Origin of the sequence: Stutzerimonas stutzeri (genome assembly GCF_024448955.1) — a bacterium.
GTDB lineage: Bacteria > Pseudomonadota > Gammaproteobacteria > Pseudomonadales > Pseudomonadaceae > Stutzerimonas > Stutzerimonas stutzeri_AQ.
Genome location: NZ_JAMOIH010000004.1, coordinates 287,386 through 302,950, shown reverse-complemented (window position 1 = coordinate 302,950; position 15,565 = coordinate 287,386). Strand labels below are relative to the sequence as shown.

At 59.9% G+C, this 15,565-nt stretch carries 18 protein-coding genes and 1 tRNA gene; 15 read left to right on the top strand and 4 right to left on the bottom strand.

Translation table 11 applies throughout. The features are described 5' to 3' along the window. The first annotated feature begins 16 nt into the window (after positions 1–16). Positions 17–1,138, top strand: coding sequence for an LPS export ABC transporter permease LptF (gene lptF, locus NA645_RS06455; RefSeq protein ID WP_256048073.1), 1,122 nt, complete (start codon positions 17–19; stop codon positions 1,136–1,138). Continuing rightward, complete coding sequence (lptG, locus tag NA645_RS06450; RefSeq protein ID WP_131651182.1) at positions 1,131–2,192, top strand: LPS export ABC transporter permease LptG; 1,062 nt, start codon at positions 1,131–1,133, stop codon at positions 2,190–2,192. The genes lptF and lptG overlap by 8 nt, the downstream gene beginning before the upstream one ends. A gap of 59 nt (positions 2,193–2,251) precedes the next feature. On the opposite strand, the gene NA645_RS06445 is transcribed toward lptG, so the two are convergent. The 3 genes from NA645_RS06445 to NA645_RS06435 form a co-directional block, all read right to left on the bottom strand. Beyond that, on the bottom strand, positions 2,252–2,749 hold the full coding sequence (locus NA645_RS06445; RefSeq protein ID WP_256048072.1) for an RDD family protein: 498 nt from the start codon (positions 2,747–2,749) through the stop codon (positions 2,252–2,254). A gap of 95 nt (positions 2,750–2,844) precedes the next feature. Continuing rightward, on the bottom strand, positions 2,845–3,057 hold the full coding sequence (locus tag NA645_RS06440) for a cold-shock protein (RefSeq protein WP_014853413.1): 213 nt from the start codon (positions 3,055–3,057) through the stop codon (positions 2,845–2,847). A gap of 465 nt (positions 3,058–3,522) precedes the next feature. After that, a tRNA-Leu gene (locus NA645_RS06435) sits at positions 3,523–3,609 on the bottom strand. Between the two features lie 115 nt (positions 3,610–3,724). Here NA645_RS06435 and queA point away from each other — a divergent pair. The 6 genes from queA to NA645_RS06405 all read left to right on the top strand — a co-directional run bounded on the left by queA (position 3,725) and on the right by NA645_RS06405 (position 9,736). After that, complete coding sequence (gene queA / locus NA645_RS06430; RefSeq protein ID WP_256048071.1) at positions 3,725–4,774, top strand: tRNA preQ1(34) S-adenosylmethionine ribosyltransferase-isomerase QueA; 1,050 nt, start codon at positions 3,725–3,727, stop codon at positions 4,772–4,774. Positions 4,775–4,788: 14 nt separating this feature from the next. Then, positions 4,789–5,904 (top strand): tRNA guanosine(34) transglycosylase Tgt, encoded by a 1,116-nt coding sequence (gene tgt / locus NA645_RS06425; RefSeq protein WP_165914257.1) that lies wholly within the window; start codon positions 4,789–4,791, stop codon positions 5,902–5,904. A gap of 34 nt (positions 5,905–5,938) precedes the next feature. Beyond that, positions 5,939–6,268: a preprotein translocase subunit YajC gene (gene yajC / locus NA645_RS06420; RefSeq protein WP_256048070.1), complete on the top strand. Its 330-nt coding sequence runs from the start codon at positions 5,939–5,941 to the stop codon at positions 6,266–6,268. Between the two features lie 67 nt (positions 6,269–6,335). After that, the gene (gene secD, locus NA645_RS06415; protein WP_256048069.1) at positions 6,336–8,204 is read left to right on the top strand and encodes a protein translocase subunit SecD; all 1,869 of its coding nucleotides are present in this window, start codon (positions 6,336–6,338) and stop codon (positions 8,202–8,204) included. A 12-nt stretch (positions 8,205–8,216) separates the two neighbouring features. Then, on the top strand, positions 8,217–9,125 hold the full coding sequence (gene secF / locus NA645_RS06410) for a protein translocase subunit SecF (RefSeq protein ID WP_256048068.1): 909 nt from the start codon (positions 8,217–8,219) through the stop codon (positions 9,123–9,125). 77 nt (positions 9,126–9,202) lie between these two features. Continuing rightward, positions 9,203–9,736 carry a glycine zipper 2TM domain-containing protein gene (locus NA645_RS06405; protein WP_256048067.1) on the top strand — a complete coding sequence of 178 codons (534 nt, stop codon included), beginning with the start codon at positions 9,203–9,205 and terminating at the stop codon, positions 9,734–9,736. Positions 9,737–9,794: 58 nt separating this feature from the next. Here NA645_RS06405 and suhB read toward each other — a convergent pair whose 3' ends face one another. Further along, positions 9,795–10,610, bottom strand: a complete 816-nt coding sequence (gene suhB / locus NA645_RS06400) for an inositol-phosphate phosphatase (protein ID WP_168425373.1) — start codon at positions 10,608–10,610, stop codon at positions 9,795–9,797. Positions 10,611–10,759: 149 nt separating this feature from the next. Here suhB and trmJ point away from each other — a divergent pair, with 149 nt between their 5' ends. The 7 genes from trmJ (at position 10,760) to hscB (ending at position 15,528) form a co-directional block, all read left to right on the top strand. Continuing rightward, positions 10,760–11,536 carry a tRNA (cytosine(32)/uridine(32)-2'-O)-methyltransferase TrmJ gene (gene trmJ / locus NA645_RS06395; protein WP_256048065.1) on the top strand — a complete coding sequence of 259 codons (777 nt, stop codon included), beginning with the start codon at positions 10,760–10,762 and terminating at the stop codon, positions 11,534–11,536. Then, complete coding sequence (gene cysE, locus NA645_RS06390) at positions 11,536–12,312, top strand: serine O-acetyltransferase (protein ID WP_256048064.1); 777 nt, start codon at positions 11,536–11,538, stop codon at positions 12,310–12,312. Before trmJ ends, cysE begins: the two co-directional genes overlap by 1 nt. Positions 12,313–12,493: 181 nt before the next feature. Then, positions 12,494–12,985, top strand: a complete 492-nt coding sequence (gene iscR, locus NA645_RS06385; protein WP_197445458.1) for a Fe-S cluster assembly transcriptional regulator IscR — start codon at positions 12,494–12,496, stop codon at positions 12,983–12,985. A gap of 30 nt (positions 12,986–13,015) precedes the next feature. Then, positions 13,016–14,230: an IscS subfamily cysteine desulfurase gene (locus NA645_RS06380; RefSeq protein WP_256048063.1), complete on the top strand. Its 1,215-nt coding sequence runs from the start codon at positions 13,016–13,018 to the stop codon at positions 14,228–14,230. Positions 14,231–14,272: 42 nt separating this feature from the next. After that, positions 14,273–14,665 (top strand): Fe-S cluster assembly scaffold IscU, encoded by a 393-nt coding sequence (iscU, locus tag NA645_RS06375; RefSeq protein ID WP_256048062.1) that lies wholly within the window; start codon positions 14,273–14,275, stop codon positions 14,663–14,665. Between the two features lie 10 nt (positions 14,666–14,675). Then, a complete protein-coding gene (gene iscA / locus NA645_RS06370) occupies positions 14,676–14,999 on the top strand; it encodes an iron-sulfur cluster assembly protein IscA (protein ID WP_131651195.1) in 324 nt (107 codons plus the stop codon). A gap of 7 nt (positions 15,000–15,006) precedes the next feature. Then, complete coding sequence (hscB, locus tag NA645_RS06365; RefSeq protein WP_256048061.1) at positions 15,007–15,528, top strand: co-chaperone HscB; 522 nt, start codon at positions 15,007–15,009, stop codon at positions 15,526–15,528. The last annotated feature ends 37 nt before the right edge of the window (positions 15,529–15,565 follow it).

The following is a 15,565-nucleotide window of genomic DNA, read 5'->3' as shown; positions in this document are numbered from 1 at the left end:
CCCTGGAGTGTCCGGTTTGATCGTCTTTCGTTACCTGTCCCGTGAGCTTCTGGTCACCTTGAGCGCCGTCAGCGCCGTACTGCTGGTGATCATCATGAGTGGACGCTTTATCAAATACCTGGCGCAGGCTGCGCAGGGGCTTCTCGATCCGGGCGTGCTGCTGATGATCATGGGGTTCCGCCTGCCCGGGTTCCTGCAACTGATTCTGCCGCTGGGCCTGTTTCTCGGCATCCTACTTGCCTATGGCCGGCTCTATCTCGATAGCGAGATGACCGTCCTCTCCGCCACAGGCATGAGTCAGCGTCGCCTGCTGGTATACAGCCTGGCGCCGGCCGCGCTGATCGCCGCGCTGGTTGGCTGGCTGAGCCTCGGCCTGGCCCCGCAAGGGGTCGCCGAAGTCGATCGAATTCTCAATGAGCAGGATTCGCTGACCGAGTTCGACACGCTGGTGCCTGGACGTTTTCAGACCCTGCGAGACGGTACCCGAGTGACCTATACCCGCGAGTTGACCGGCGATCGCACGGAGCTGGCGGGCGTGTTCATTTCAGAGACCAATCTTTCCAGCGCAACCGGTGAGAAGCGTGGCCTATCCGTGCTGGTTGCTGAAAGTGGTCGGCAGGAGATCCAGCCCGATGGAAGCCGTTACCTGATTCTGGAAAACGGTTACCGCTATGACGGCAATCCGGGGCAGGCCAATTACCGCGCGATCCAGTACGACACTTACGGCGTGCTGCTGCCCAAGCCGGAGGTCAGCGTCGAGCTGAGTGAGCGCGAGGCAATGCCTACCAGCGAATTGCTCGGCAGCGACGACATTCGCTTGCAGTCCGAGCTGCAATGGCGTCTGTCGCTGCCGTTGCTGGTCTTCATCGTGACCCTGCTTGCGGTGCCGCTGTCGAAGGTGAATCCGCGTCAGGGGCGCTTTCTCAAGCTGCTGCCTGCGATTCTCCTGTACATGACCTATCTGGCGCTGCTGATCGCTGCGCGTGGTTCCCTTGATAAGGGACGGATCCCCGTTGCATTGGGGCTCTGGTGGGTACATGCAATCTTCTTTGCGATAGGAATGTTGATGCTTTACTGGGAACCGCTGAGGCTCGCCATCAGCAAGCGTCGGAGCAGGTCGGGGGTCGCTCATGCGTAAACTCGATCGGTATATCGGCAGCCATGTATTGCTGGCGATTCTTACGGTGCTCGGCATTATCGTCGGGCTGGCGTTGCTGTTCGCTTTCATCGACGAGCTGGGGGACGTAAAGGGGAGTTACGGCACGTTGAATGCCGCTGTTTACGTCCTGCTCACAACGCCGTCGCGAATCTACGAAATGCTGCCAATGGCGGCACTGATCGGTTGTCTCATCGGCCTCGGCACGCTTGCCAGCAGCAGCGAGCTGACCATCATGCGTGCCGCTGGCGTATCGCTCGGGCGTATCGTAGTTGCCGTGATGAAGCCGATGCTGCTGCTGATGCTAGTAGGTATTCTGATTGGCGAATATCTGGCGCCGTGGAGCGAGAATATTGCTCAGGCCAACCGGGCGGCGGCGCAGGGGGCAGGTGAGGCGCAAAGCAGCAAGCGCGGCCTCTGGCATCGTCAGGGCGACGAATTCGTACACATCAATGCGGTGCAGCCAAGCGGTCTGCTGCTGGGTGTCACGCGCTACCGCTTCGATGAGCAGCGGCAGCTTCTCTCGGCAAGTTTTGCCCGCCGGGCGCGCTACGATGGCGATCATTGGCAGCTCAGCGACGTCGCTACCACGCATTTCCGCGGCGATCATACCGAGGTGGTCAAAGCCGCCGAGGAGCGTTGGGACGTGCTATTGACGCCGCAGCTGGTCGGTACCGTGGTCATGGAGCCTGATGCCCTGTCCGTCACCGGCTTGTGGCGCTATATCCACTACCTCGGCGACCAAGGGCTGAATAATGGGCGCTACTGGTTGGCGTTCTGGACCAAGGTGCTGCAGCCAGTGGTGACGGTGGCGCTGGTGCTGCTGGCCATCTCGTTCATCTTCGGGCCGTTGCGCTCGGTGACTCTCGGGCAGCGCATCTTCACCGGTGTGATCGTCGGCTTCGTGTTCCGCATTCTGCAGGACCTGCTAGGCCCGGCGAGCCAGGTGTTCGGCTTCTCGCCGCTGCTGGCGGTGGCGGTGCCCGCAGGCATCTGTGCGCTAGCGGGCGTTTGGTTGTTGCGGCGGGCGGGCTAATAAAGCTTCAAGCTGCAAGAGCGCTCGACTAGGCGGCGAGAGCAGTTGCGAGCTCGAAGCTATTTCTTATGAATATTCTTCGGTAGCTGAACGACTTGGCTTTCCGAATAGATGTCATGCCAGGTGCGGTGCTGCTTGTCCCAGAGCATCCACCAATAGCCCAGCCCCAGCGCCAGCAGGGACATGATTGCAATCAGAAAGCGCAGCAGCGCTTGCCACAGGTCGATGGCGCTGCCGTCGGCGTTCTGAATGCGCACGCCCCAGACCTGCATGCCAAGCGTCTGGCCATTGTGGGTCCATAACTTGGCGAAAAAGCCGAACAGGCTGAACAGCAGCAGCGTGGACAGGATCGGATCGATGTCCAGGCCGCCAGCGTCTGCCAATGCCTGCAGGCCTTCGCTGCCGTAAATCAGGCGCAGCACGCCCTGCTGGTAGAGCAGCGTGACCACCATCATCAGTGCGATGGAAAGAAACGAATCGTAGAAGATTGCGGCGAGCCGGCGAAATAGGCCGGCTGCAGGAAACTGGCCCTGCGGGTTGAGCAGATGGTTGCGCATGGGTGTCTCGCTAAAAATGGCAGTGCGCATTCTACGGAATCGCGCGCATAAAAAAGCCCCTGATGTTGCCATCAGGGGCTTTTCGGAGCGAGGGCTTATTCCTGGATTTGAACCTGGTCAGCCTGCATGCCCTTTTGACCTTGCACAGCGATGAAGCTGACTTTCTGGCCTTCTTTCAGGCTCTTGAAGCCGTTGCCTTCGATCGCGCGGAAGTGCACGAACAGATCCGGACCGCTCTCGGGAGTGATGAAACCAAAACCTTTCTCGTCGTTAAACCACTTGACGGTACCGTTCTGACGATTCGACATGTCTTTGTATCCTTGAAACTCAATAGTAGAAGCGCCCCTGCGTAGGGCAGGAAGCGGAGACTGGTTGCAAGGAGTAAAGAGTCGAACGGGATGTAGCGGATCTGAAGATCTACTGCACCAGGTCACGATTCAACGGCGACCCATGCAAACACAGTGGGCACACTCTACGATAACTCGCCGGCCAATGCCAAGCCCTCGGAGTCATAGAGTTTGCCCACTACAGACGGCGCCATTTCGGCGCGCTTTAGCGTTGCTTGCGTTCTTTATGATGTCGCCATGGAGCGAGATGCGCTGCGCCGTTACGAAGCTCTCGATGAGCGCTTCAGAGCGTGCTGCGATATAGCCCGATAAAGCATGTCGCGCTTGCTGATGCGCGTGGCGCATCGATACTGCTGGGGCGATGCCGCTACTGCTGCGCGGTTCCCCTGTTCCAAAGGCGATCGGTTGCCTGTGGCTTCTGATTCATGGTGCCTCGAGAGAGACTCGAACTCTCACGTTGTTACCAACGGCGGATTTTGAATCCGCTGCGTCTACCGATTCCGCCATCGAGGCACAGTGGCGGCGCAGTATAGGGATGCAATGCGAGTCGGTCAATCGTCTGGCGTGGTCAGATTGAGGCGTTTCCGCTAAGCTTTGCGCCCCCAAAGCCTCGTGCTGATCATTTTCAATGCAAGTTTCCGATTTCTCCTTTCAGCTCCCCGATTCGCTGATTGCTCGCCACCCGCTGGCCGAGCGCCGGGCCAGCCGGCTGCTGGTGCTCGATGGAATGACCGGGCGGCTGGAGCATCGTGGGTTCGCCGAGCTGCTCGACTACCTGTTGCCTGGCGATCTGATGGTTTTCAACGACACGCGGGTGATTCCGGCGCGTCTGTTCGGCCAGAAGGAAACGGGCGGCAAAGTCGAGGTGCTTGTCGAGCGCGTGCTCGATGGTCGTCGCGTGCTGGCACATATCCGCTCCAGCAAGTCACCGAAGCCGGGAACCAAAATTCATATCGAGGGCGGTGGTGAAGCGCTGATGCTGGCGCGCCATGACGCCCTGTTCGAATTGGAGTTCGTGGAAGACGTGCTGCCCTTGCTCGATCGTGTCGGGCACATGCCGCTGCCTCCTTATATAGACCGACCGGACGAAACCGCTGATCGCGAACGCTATCAGACGGTTTATGCGCAGCGGGCAGGCGCTGTTGCTGCGCCAACGGCGGGATTGCACTTCGATGCACCGCTACTGGCGGCACTGGAAGAGAAAGGCGTAGAGCGCGCTTTCGTCACGCTGCATGTGGGCGCTGGCACCTTCCAGCCGGTGCGCGTCGAGCGCATCGAAGATCACCATATGCATCGCGAGTGGCTCGAGGTCGGCCAGGATGTGGTCGATGCCGTCGCGGCCTGCCGTCAGCGCGGTGGTCGTGTCATCGCGGTGGGTACCACCAGCGTGCGTTCGCTGGAGAGCGCGGCGCGCGACGGCACGCTTAAGGCTTTCAGTGGCGATACCGACATCTTCATCTATCCAGGCCGGCCCTTTCATGTGGTGGATGCCCTGGTGACCAACTTCCATCTGCCTGAATCGACCCTGCTGATGCTGGTCTCGGCGTTCGCCGGCTACCCGGAAACCATGGCTGCCTACGCTGAAGCCGTCTCCGAGGGTTATCGCTTCTTCAGTTACGGCGATGCCATGTTCATCACGCGCAACCCGGCCCCGCGCGGCCCCGAGGAAACCCCATGAGTCGTACCTGCCATATGTCCTTCGAACTGCTCGCCACCGATGGCAGGGCGCGCCGCGGACGCCTGACCTTTCCGCGCGGCACGGTAGAGACGCCGGCGTTCATGCCGGTGGGTACCTACGGCACGGTCAAGGGCATGTTGCCGCGCGATGTCGAGGAAATCGGTGCCGAGATCATTCTCGGCAATACCTTCCACCTGTGGCTGCGTCCCGGCACCGAAGTGATCAAGGCCCACGGCGATCTGCACGATTTCATGCAATGGAAGGGGCCGATCCTGACCGATTCGGGTGGCTTCCAGGTGTTCAGCCTGGGGGCGATGCGCAAGATCAAGGAGGAGGGTGTCTACTTCGCTTCTCCGGTCGATGGCGCAAAAGTATTCATGGGGCCGGAAGAGTCGATGCAGGTCCAGCGCGACCTGGGCTCCGATATCGTGATGATCTTCGATGAATGCACGCCCTATCCGGCCGACGAGGAGGTGGCGCGGCGCTCCATGGAGTTGTCGCTGCGCTGGGCCAAGCGCTCCAAGGAGGCGCACGGCGATAGCGTCGCGGCGCTGTTCGGCATCGTTCAGGGCGGAATGCACGAATCGCTGCGCATGCGCTCGCTGGAAGGGCTGTGCGAGATTGGCTTCGACGGTCTGGCAATCGGCGGGCTGTCGGTGGGCGAGCCGAAGGAAGAGATGATCCGGGTGCTGGATTTCCTGCCGTCGCGGATGCCGGCCGACAAGCCCCGCTATCTCATGGGGGTCGGCAAGCCCGAGGACCTAGTTGAGGGCGTGCGTCGCGGCGTGGACATGTTCGACTGCGTAATGCCGACCCGCAATGCCCGCAACGGCCATCTGTTCACCGACACTGGCGTGATCAAGATTCGCAATGCGGTGCATCGGCACGATGATTCACCGCTGGATGCCGGCTGCGATTGTTACACCTGCAAACACTTCTCCCGCGCCTATCTGCACCATTTGGACAAGTGCGGCGAAATGCTGGGCAGCATGTTGAATACAATCCACAACCTGCGTCACTACCAGCGTCTGATGGCCGGTTTACGCGATGCTATCCAGCAGGGTACATTGGCGACCTTTGTCGACGCCTTCTATGCCAAGCGCGGTCTGCCAACCCCGCCGCTTGCGTGACGAATTCAACTTATCTCTGCAACAGGAGTGCTACATGAGCTTTCTGATTCCCGCCGCCTACGCACAAGAGGCTGCTGCTGGTCCCGCTGGTAGCGGTTTCGAGTGGCTGTTCCTGGTCGGCTTCCTGGTCATCTTCTATCTGATGATCTGGCGTCCCCAGGCCAAGCGCGCCAAGGAACACAAGAACCTGATCGGTGGCCTGCAGAAGGGCGATGAAGTGGTCACTTCCGGCGGCATCGCCGGCAAGGTCACCAAAGTAGCCGATGACTTCGTCGTGATCGAAGTCTCCGACAGCGTCGAACTGAAGTTTCAGAAGGTGGCGATTGCCGCGACCCTGCCCAAGGGCACCCTGAAAGCCATCTGAGCTGACTTCTATTCAACACCAACGACGGGGCGCGCAAGGCGCCCCGCGTCATTAGACGGGCTGCGTCATGCTCAATAGATTCCCCCTCTGGAAATACCTGTTGATATTGGTGGTGCTGGCGGTTGCCTGCATTTATTCGGCACCTAATCTCTATCCCGACGACCCGGCGGTCCAGATCACTGGTGCTGCCACCTCGCTGAACGTGACCGAGGCTGATCTGAATCGAGCGACTACGGCGCTCAAGGAAGCCGGAATCGAGGTCAAGGCTGCTTCACTGGACGAGCAGGGCCGAGGCGGCCTGTTGCGCCTGCTGCGCCAGGACGATCAGTTGCCGGCCAAGGACGTGATCCGTCGTGCCCTCGGCGATGCCTATGTCGTTGCCCTCAACTTGGCCCCGACCACGCCTGACTGGTTGCGCAGTCTCGGTGCGAGCCCGATGAAGCTCGGTCTGGACCTGTCGGGCGGTGTGCACTTCCTGCTCGAAGTGGACATGGAGAAGGCCGTCGAGACTCGTCTGAACGTCCATGAAGGGGAAGTCAAGAGCCTGCTGCGCAAGGAGCGTATCCGCTACCGCAGCTTGCCCACGCAGAACAATGCGGTGCAGCTCGGCTTTGCCGACCAGGCTACGCTGTCCGCTGCGCAAGCCCTGGTTCGCAAGAATTTCACCGATTTCGACATCAGCTCCGCCGAACGCAATGGCCAGCAGGTGCTGCGCCTGGCTCTCACCGAGGCGAAGCTGGCGGAAATACGCGAGTACTCCATCAAGCAGAACCTCACTACGGTTCGTAACCGGGTCAACGAGCTGGGCGTGTCCGAGCCGCTGGTGCAGCGCCAGGGCGCCAACCGCATCGTGGTCGAGTTGCCGGGTGTGCAAGACACCGCCGAAGCCAAGCGCATCCTCGGCAAGACCGCGAACCTGGAGTTCCGTCTGGCGGCAGAAATGGATGCCCCCCGCGCGACTACGGAGTCCTTCGAGTTCCGCCAGGAAGGCCGCCCGCCGGCGCAGCTGGAGCGCACGCTGATCATCACCGGCGATCAGGTCACCGATGCCCAGGCCAGCTACGACGAGAATGGTCGTCCGCAGGTCAACATCCGTCTGGATGGACACGGCGGCGAGCTGATGAACCGGGCCACGCGCAACAATGTCGGTCGCAGCATGGCGGTTGTCTTCATCGAGCAGCGACCACAGACGCGTTATGTGAAGCGGATGGTCGATGGCGTCGAGCAGGAAGAGCGAATCGAGACCTTCCAGGAGGAAAAGAAAATCATCAGCCTGGCGACCATCCAATCGCCGCTGGGCAGTCAGTTCCGCATCACGGGTCTCGATGGTCAGGGTGAATCTTCCGAACTGGCGTTGTTGCTCCGTGCCGGTGGACTGGCTGCGCCGATGTACTTTGCTGAAGAGCGCACCATCGGCCCGAGCCTGGGTGCCGAGAACATCAAACTGGGCGTGCAGGCGGCACTGTGGGGCTTCCTGTTCGTCGCGATTTTTATCGTGCTGATCTACAAGTTCTTCGGCGTGCTGGCAACCGTGGCGCTGCTGTTCAACATGGTGGTGCTGACTGCGCTGATGTCGCTGCTGGGCGCGACCCTGACCTTGCCAGGTATCGCCGGTATCGTGCTGACCATGGGCATGGCGGTGGATGCCAACGTGCTGATCTTCTCGCGGATTCGCGAGGAGATTCAGAATGGCATGTCGGTGCAGCGAGCCATCCACGAGGGCTTCGACCGCGCGCTGTCTGCCATCGTCGACGGCAACCTCACCACGCTGCTGGTGGGCGGCATTCTCTTCGCCATGGGCACCGGGCCGATCAAGGGTTTTGCGGTCACGCTGTCGCTCGGCATTCTGACGTCGATGTTCACGGCCGTTATCGTGACCCGTGCCATGGTCAACCTGATCTATGGTGGCCGCGATCTCAAAAAGCTGTGGATTTAAGGGGCTAGCACGATGAAACGCGTAATCAATTTCATGGCGGTGCGTCATCTGGCCTTTGTCCTGACGATGCTGTTGACCGTTGCCTCGCTGGCCAGCCTGGCAGTGAAGGGCTTGAATTTCGGCCTGGATTTCACCGGCGGTACCCTGGTTGAGCTGACCTATGAGACTCCGGTTCCTCTGGATCAGATACGGGGTCAGCTGAGCGAGAGCGGCTTCGAGAACGCGCTGGTGCAGAGTTTCGGCGCGACCACTGATGTGCTGATCCGGATGCCGGGTGCTGATCCACGATTGGGTGAGCGTATTGCCGAATCGTTGCGAGAGTACGAGGTAGGTGGCGATATCGTCGTCAAGCGCGCAGAGTTCGTGGGTCCTTCGGTGGGCGAGGAGCTACGCGATCAGGGCGGCCTGGGCATGTTGTTGGCCTTGGGTGGGATCCTCATCTATGTGGCGTTCCGCTTTCAATGGAAATTCGGCGTCGGTGCGTTGCTGTCGCTGTTTCACGACGTCATCGTGGTGCTGGGCGTTTTCTCGTTCTTCGAGATATCCTTCGATCTGACGGTGCTGGCGGCAGTGCTGGCGGTCATCGGTTACTCACTCAACGACACCATCGTGATCTTCGACCGCATACGGGAAAACTTCCGGCTGCTGCGTCGGGCGGAGCTGATCGAAAACATCAACATCTCCACGACCCAGACCTTGCTGCGAACGCTGGCTACCTCGGTCTCTACGCTGCTGGCGGTTGCCGCGCTGATGTTCTTTGGCGGAGAAAACCTCTGGGGCTTCTCCCTGGCGCTCATGATCGGTGTCGGTGCGGGAACCTATTCCTCCGTCTATATCGCCAGCATTTTCCTGATCTGGCTGAAGTTGAGCCGCGACGACCTGATTCCGCCGGTTGTCGAGGAGGTCGACGAGCGTCCCTGAATATTCCGAACTTCCGGCGAGTTTGGTTGCCTAACCCGCCGCAGCGGGACCTTGCCCGCCGGAAGAAGGAAGATGCAGTGAACAAGTCGATGGTGGTTGGCGCGGTTCTAGGAGCCGTAGTGGTTACCGCAGGTGGCGCATTCGCCACCTATACCCTGGTTGATCGTGGGCCGGCGTTCGCCGAGGTGCTCGGGGTCGAGCCCGTGAAGGAAGTCATCAAGACGCCACGTGAGGTCTGCAAGGAGGTAACGGTGACCCGGCAGAAGCCGGTGCAGGACCAGCATCGCATTGCCGGCACCGCAGTGGGTGCAGTGGTCGGCGGGCTGCTCGGCAACCAGGTTGGCGGCGGCAATGGCAAGAAGATAGCGACGGTGGCTGGCGCAGTAGGTGGCGGCTACGCCGGCAATCAGGTGCAGGGGCGCATGCAGGCCAACGACACCTATACAACCACCGAAACTCGTTGCAATACCGTGACCGACACTCACGACAAGATCGTCGGCTACGAGGTCAAGTATGATCTGGACGGCAAGATCGGCACGGTGCGGATGGACCGCGACCCCGGTAATCGCATTCCTGTGCAGGATGGTCAGCTGATGCTGACACAGCAGTAAGCCCCTTCCGCTTCAAATAAAAAACGCCCCGTGGGGCGTTTTTTATTTCTGCCGATCGTTAGCGCTTCAGTGATGGCGTGAGGTGCGGCTGAATAGCGGTCAGCACTGCCTTGAAGCATTTGGTATTGCCCGCGACGATCTGGCCCTTCTCGAGGAAATCGTGGCTGCCACTAAAGTCACTGACCAGGCCGCCCGCCTCTTGAATCAGCAGTGCGCCTGCGGCCATGTCCCATTCGGAAAGTCCGAACTCCCAGAAGGCGTCATAGCGGCCGGCGGCAACGTAGGCCAGGTCCAGACTGGCGGCGCCGGCGCGGCGTAGTCCGGCGGTTTGTCCCACCAGGCTGCGGAACATGTTCAGGTAACTGTCCATGTTGTCCATTTGCCCGTCGCGGAACGGAAATCCAGTGCCGAGCAGTGCGCCTTCCAGGCTCTTGCGCGCGCTAACACGCAGGCGGCGACCATTGAGTGCGGCGCCACGACCGCGGCTGGCGGTGAATTCTTCCTGGCGAACCGGATCGAGAACGACGGCATGCTCAAGACGGCCACGGTATTTGCAGGCGATGCTGACGGCATAGTGTGGGACGCCCCGCAGGAAGTTTGTCGTGCCATCCAGCGGGTCGATCACCCAGAGATAATCCTTGCCGTCACCGCTGCCTTCCAGCAGTCCCCCTTCCTCGCCCAGAATGCCGTGATTCGGATAAGCCTTGCGCAGCGCGGCAACGATCAGCTGTTCGGCTGTTCGGTCGATCTCCGAGACGTAATCGCGCGCGTCCTTTTCGCTAACCGAGATCACGTCCAGGCGCTCGGTGGAACGAACAATCATTTCGCCGGCGCTACGGGCGGCGCGCAGCGCGATATTCAGCATGGGCTGCATCGATCAAATACCTGGTCGTTTAAAGAAAGCCGGCAATTCTATCAGAAAGCTGGCTCGGGTGTATGGGGGTGGAGACCGTCGGGACGGTAATGGCGAAGGCGTAATCCCTTCCTGTAAGCTTTCGGTTCGCTTTTTGGTCGAGAATAACTGTGTCGCTTCAGAATATTCGTGTGGTGCTGGTCAATACGAGTCATGCCGGCAATATCGGTGGCGCGGCCAGGGCTATGAAAAATATGGGTTTGTCCCGTCTGGTTCTGGTGGATCCGGAGGATTTTCCCAGTCCGAACGCTATTGCCCGGGCCTCGGGCGCAACGGATATTCTCGATTCGGCACAGGTCGTGGCAACGCTCGAAGAGGCGTTGGTGGGCTGCAGTCTGGTGCTGGGGACCAGTGCGCGGGACCGCCGAATACCCTGGCCGCTGTTGGATCCGCGCGAGACGGGTTCAGTCTGCCTGGAGCAAGTCGAGCGCGGCGGCGAAGTCGCGTTGGTGTTCGGGCGCGAATATGCCGGTCTCACCAACGAAGAGCTTCAGCGCTGTCAGTACCATGTGCATATCCCGTCCGATCCTGATTTCAGTTCGCTGAACTTGGCTGCGGCGGTGCAGGTTCTCGCGTACGAAGTGCGTATGGCCTGGCTCGCGGCGAACGGCCAGCCAAGCAAGCAGGAGAAGCTCGAAACCACATCGATGCTCAATGCGCAGCCCGTGACCGCTGACGAGCTTGAGCATTATTACGGGCATCTCGAGCAGACCTTGATCGATATCGGCTTTCTCGACCCGCAGAAGCCTCGTCACCTTATGCCGCGTCTGCGCAGGCTTTACGGGCGTAGCGGCATCAGCAAGCTCGAAATGAACATCCTGCGCGGAATTCTGACCGAAACCCAGAAGGCCGTCCGCGGCGAACCCCACAAGCGGAGATCTGATTGATGTTCGAACGCATGCGCGAAGATATCCAGAGTGTTTTTCATCGCGATCCGGCGGCGCGTAACGCATTCGAGGTCATCACTTGTTATCCGGGGCTGCACGCCGTCTGGTTTCATCGTGTTTCGCATTGGTTGTGGATGAAGGATTGGAAGTGGCTGGCGCGAGTGAATTCAAACCTGGCGCGCTGGCTGACGGGTATCGAGATCCATCCGGGAGCGCATATCGGTCGGCGTTTTTTTATTGATCATGGGATGGGTATTGTGATTGGCGAGACTGCGCAGATCGGGAATGACGTGACGCTCTATCATGGTGTCACGTTGGGTGGGACTAGCTGGAACAAGGGCAAGCGCCACCCTACGCTCGAAGACGGTGTGATTGTTGGAGCAGGCGCGAAGATACTCGGCCCGTTTACAGTAGGTGCTGGCGCCAAGGTCGGCTCCAACGCGGTGGTTACCCGCGCGGTTCCGGCGGGTGCTACCGCGGTCGGCATTCCGGGGCGCGTGATCGTCAAGTCGGACGAAGAGCAAGAAGCCAAGCGCAAGGCGATTGCCGAGAAGATCGGCTTCGATGCTTACGGGGTGACCGAAGATATGCCAGACCCGGTGGCCCGCGCCATTGGCCAGTTGCTCGATCACGTCCAAGCTGTCGAAGAGCGCATGGAGGGTATGTGTCAGGCGCTGACTGCGCTAGGCAGCGACTATTGCGCCAAGCAGATGCCCGAGCTGCGTGAGGAGGATTTCGCTGAGGTCAAGGATGCTGGCGATGAGGCTCGCCACTGAGGGCTGGGGTGCGATAGGCGGGGCGCGCTGTTATGATGCGCGCCTTTTGCGGATGCGGACTACGTTCCGGCCTTCGCTTTGCTCAGCAGCTAAAGTCCGAGTGGGTTAATAGGTCTTATAGTTGATCTAAATAGTCGGGTATTGCATACTTGCGCCAAACCATGATGCTTGGTGCAAACCGATGCGATTGACTACCAAAGGCCGTTACGCCGTCACTGCGATGCTCGATCTGGCGCTGCATGCGCAACATGGGCCGGTGTCTCTTGCCGATATATCCGAGCGGCAGGGCATCTCGCTCTCTTACCTTGAACAGCTATTCGCCAAACTGCGCCGTGGCAGTCTGGTTACCAGCGTTCGGGGGCCGGGTGGCGGTTATCAACTTTCCCGTGAAATGGCCGGTATTCAGGTTGCGCAAGTCATCGACGCAGTCAACGAGTCGGTCGATGCCACGCGCTGCCAGGGGCTGGGTGACTGTCATTCGGGTGATACCTGCCTGACCCACCATCTGTGGTGCGATTTGAGTCAGCAGATCCACGAGTTTCTAAGCGGCATCAGTCTGGCGGATCTGGTAATGCGTCGCGAGGTTCAGGAAGTGGCTCTGCGCCAGGATATGCGGCGAGCCAAAGGCCAGATTTCGCAACTGGATAAGATTGAAGCGTCCGCCGTCGATTGAGCAGGACGACTGCCTGATAGGAGATACCTGATGAAGTTGCCGATTTACCTTGATTATTCCGCTACCACACCGGTCGATCCTCGCGTTGCCGAGAAAATGGTCGAGTGCCTCACTGCCGAAGGTAACTTCGGCAACCCGGCGTCACGCTCCCATGCCTTTGGCTGGAAAGCCGAGGAGGCTGTGGAGAACGCTCGCCGCCAAGTCGCCGAGCTAGTCAATGCGGACCCTCGCGAAATCGTCTGGACCTCGGGTGCCACCGAATCTGACAACCTAGCGATCAAAGGCGTCGCGCATTTCTATGCCTCCAAAGGCAAGCACATCATCACCAGCAAGATCGAGCACAAGGCCGTTTTGGATACGACCCGCCAGCTTGAGCGTGAAGGCTTCGAAGTGACCTACATCGAGCCAGGCGAAGACGGTGTGATCACCCCTGCAATGGTCGAGGCAGCCCTGCGTGATGACACCGTGCTGGTTTCCATCATGCACGTGAACAACGAGATCGGAACGATCAACGATATTGCTGCGATCGGTGAACTCACCCGCTCGCGCGGTGTGCTGTTTCATGTCGACGCCGCTCAGTCCACCGGCAAGGTGGAAATAGACCTGGAGAAGATGAAGGTCGACCTGATGTCCTTCTCCGCACACAAGACCTATGGCCCCAAAGGGGTCGGTGCGCTCTATGTTCGCCGCAAGCCACGTGTGCGCCTCGAAGCGCAGATGCATGGTGGTGGCCATGAGCGCGGCATGCGCTCGGGCACACTGGCAGCACACCAGTCGGTGGGCATGGGCGAGGCGTTCCGCATTGCCAGAGAGGAAATGGCTACCGAGAACGAGCGCATCACTCAGCTGCGTGACCGCTTCTTCAAGCAGGTCGAGCACCTGGAAGAGTTGTATGTAAACGGCAGCATGACGGCGCGGGTTCCGCACAACCTGAATCTGAGTTTCAACTACGTCGAGGGCGAGTCGCTGATCATGGCGCTCAAGGATCTGGCGGTTTCCTCCGGCTCTGCCTGTACCTCTGCCTCACTGGAGCCGTCTTATGTGCTCCGCGCGCTGGGCCGCAACGACGAACTTGCGCACAGCTCGATCCGTTTTACTTTCGGCCGCTTCACTACCGAAGAAGAAGTCGACTACGCCGCGCAGAAAGTCAGCGAGGCGGTTATCAAGTTGCGTGAGCTTTCGCCCCTGTGGGACATGTTCAAGGACGGCGTCGATATTTCGAAAGTCGAGTGGGCTGCCCACTGATCCGACGAGCTCCGCATAGCCTGATTCAACGAGGATTGCACCATGGCATACAGTGATAAGGTCATCGACCATTACGAAAACCCCCGTAACGTCGGCAAGTTCGACGCTGAGGACCCATCCATCGGCACCGGCATGGTCGGTGCTCCGGCATGCGGCGACGTGATGCGCCTGCAGATCAAGGTCAACGAGCAGGGCGTCATCGAGGATGCCAAGTTCAAGACCTATGGCTGTGGTTCGGCCATCGCTTCCAGCTCGCTGGCTACCGAGTGGATGAAGGGCAAGACGCTGGAAGAAGCAGAAACCATCAAGAACACTCAGTTGGCCGAAGAGCTGGCGCTGCCGCCGGTGAAAATTCACTGCTCGGTACTGGCGGAAGATGCCATCAAGGCCGCCGTTCGCGACTATCGCGAGAAAAAAGGGTTGCCACAGGTCTAAGGAGGTATCGATGGCTATCAGCATGACAGCCGCTGCTGCCAATCACGTACGTCGCTCCCTCGAGGGGCGCGGCAAAGGGTTGGGCGTCCGATTGGGTGTGCGCACCACCGGGTGTTCCGGTCTGGCCTATGTGCTCGAGTTCGTTGACGAGGCGGCAGTAGAGGACTCGGTGTTCGACAGTCACGGCGTGAAGGTCATCATCGATCCGAAAAGCCTCGTGTACCTCGATGGCACAGAGCTCGACTTCGTTCGGGAGGGCCTGAACGAAGGCTTCAAGTTCAATAACCCCAACGTGCGCGGCGAATGCGGCTGCGGCGAGAGCTTCAACATCTGAGGACGCTGTGGGAACTCCCTGTCACTACGCGCTGTTCGAGCTGCAGCCGGCTTTCGATATTGATATCGAGGCGCTCTCGTCCCGTTATCGCGAGCTTGCACGCAAGGTTCATCCGGATCGGTTCGCTGACGCTGGCGAGAGAGAGCAGCGTCACGCCATAGAGCGCTCGGCGAATCTCAACGAGGCTTTTCAAACGCTGAAAAGCCCGTCCCGGCGGGCCCGTTATCTGCTGACGCTGCAGGGGCGGGATATGCCGCTTGAGGCCACCGTCCAGGACCCCGCCTTTCTGATGCAGCAGATGCAGTGGCGTGAAGAGCTCGAAGAGTTGTATGACGATGGGGATCTCGATGGCGTCGTTTCCTTTAAGGCTCGCCTGAAAGCCGCTCAGCAGGATCTCAATGATTCGTTCGCCCATATATGGCGGGATGAATCGCAGCGCGAGGAGGCGGAACGGCTGGTGCGCCGAATGCAGTTTCTCGACAAGCTGTCGCAGGAAGTGCGCCAGTTGGAAGAGCGCCTCGACGATTAACCCCGCGTAGCGCCAGGCGCTGCGCCCGATATCAGAC

What these genes read in the sequence shown, in the direction of transcription:
- lptG (WP_131651182.1), top strand. Translation starts at nt 1,131, where the DNA reads ATGCGTAAACTCGATCGGTATATCGGCAGCCATGTATTGCTGGCGATT.
- NA645_RS06445 (WP_256048072.1), bottom strand. Translation starts at nt 2,749, where the DNA reads ATGCGCAACCATCTGCTCAACCCGCAGGGCCAGTTTCCTGCAGCCGGC.
- NA645_RS06440 (WP_014853413.1), bottom strand. Translation starts at nt 3,057, where the DNA reads ATGTCGAATCGTCAGAACGGTACCGTCAAGTGGTTTAACGACGAGAAA.
- queA (WP_256048071.1), top strand. Translation starts at nt 3,725, where the DNA reads ATGCAAGTTTCCGATTTCTCCTTTCAGCTCCCCGATTCGCTGATTGCT.
- tgt (WP_165914257.1), top strand. Translation starts at nt 4,789, where the DNA reads ATGTCCTTCGAACTGCTCGCCACCGATGGCAGGGCGCGCCGCGGACGC.
- yajC (WP_256048070.1), top strand. Translation starts at nt 5,939, where the DNA reads ATGAGCTTTCTGATTCCCGCCGCCTACGCACAAGAGGCTGCTGCTGGT.
- secD (WP_256048069.1), top strand. Translation starts at nt 6,336, where the DNA reads ATGCTCAATAGATTCCCCCTCTGGAAATACCTGTTGATATTGGTGGTG.
- secF (WP_256048068.1), top strand. Translation starts at nt 8,217, where the DNA reads ATGAAACGCGTAATCAATTTCATGGCGGTGCGTCATCTGGCCTTTGTC.
- suhB (WP_168425373.1), bottom strand. Translation starts at nt 10,610, where the DNA reads ATGCAGCCCATGCTGAATATCGCGCTGCGCGCCGCCCGTAGCGCCGGC.
- cysE (WP_256048064.1), top strand. Translation starts at nt 11,536, where the DNA reads ATGTTCGAACGCATGCGCGAAGATATCCAGAGTGTTTTTCATCGCGAT.
- iscR (WP_197445458.1), top strand. Translation starts at nt 12,494, where the DNA reads ATGCGATTGACTACCAAAGGCCGTTACGCCGTCACTGCGATGCTCGAT.
- NA645_RS06380 (WP_256048063.1), top strand. Translation starts at nt 13,016, where the DNA reads ATGAAGTTGCCGATTTACCTTGATTATTCCGCTACCACACCGGTCGAT.
- iscU (WP_256048062.1), top strand. Translation starts at nt 14,273, where the DNA reads ATGGCATACAGTGATAAGGTCATCGACCATTACGAAAACCCCCGTAAC.
- iscA (WP_131651195.1), top strand. Translation starts at nt 14,676, where the DNA reads ATGGCTATCAGCATGACAGCCGCTGCTGCCAATCACGTACGTCGCTCC.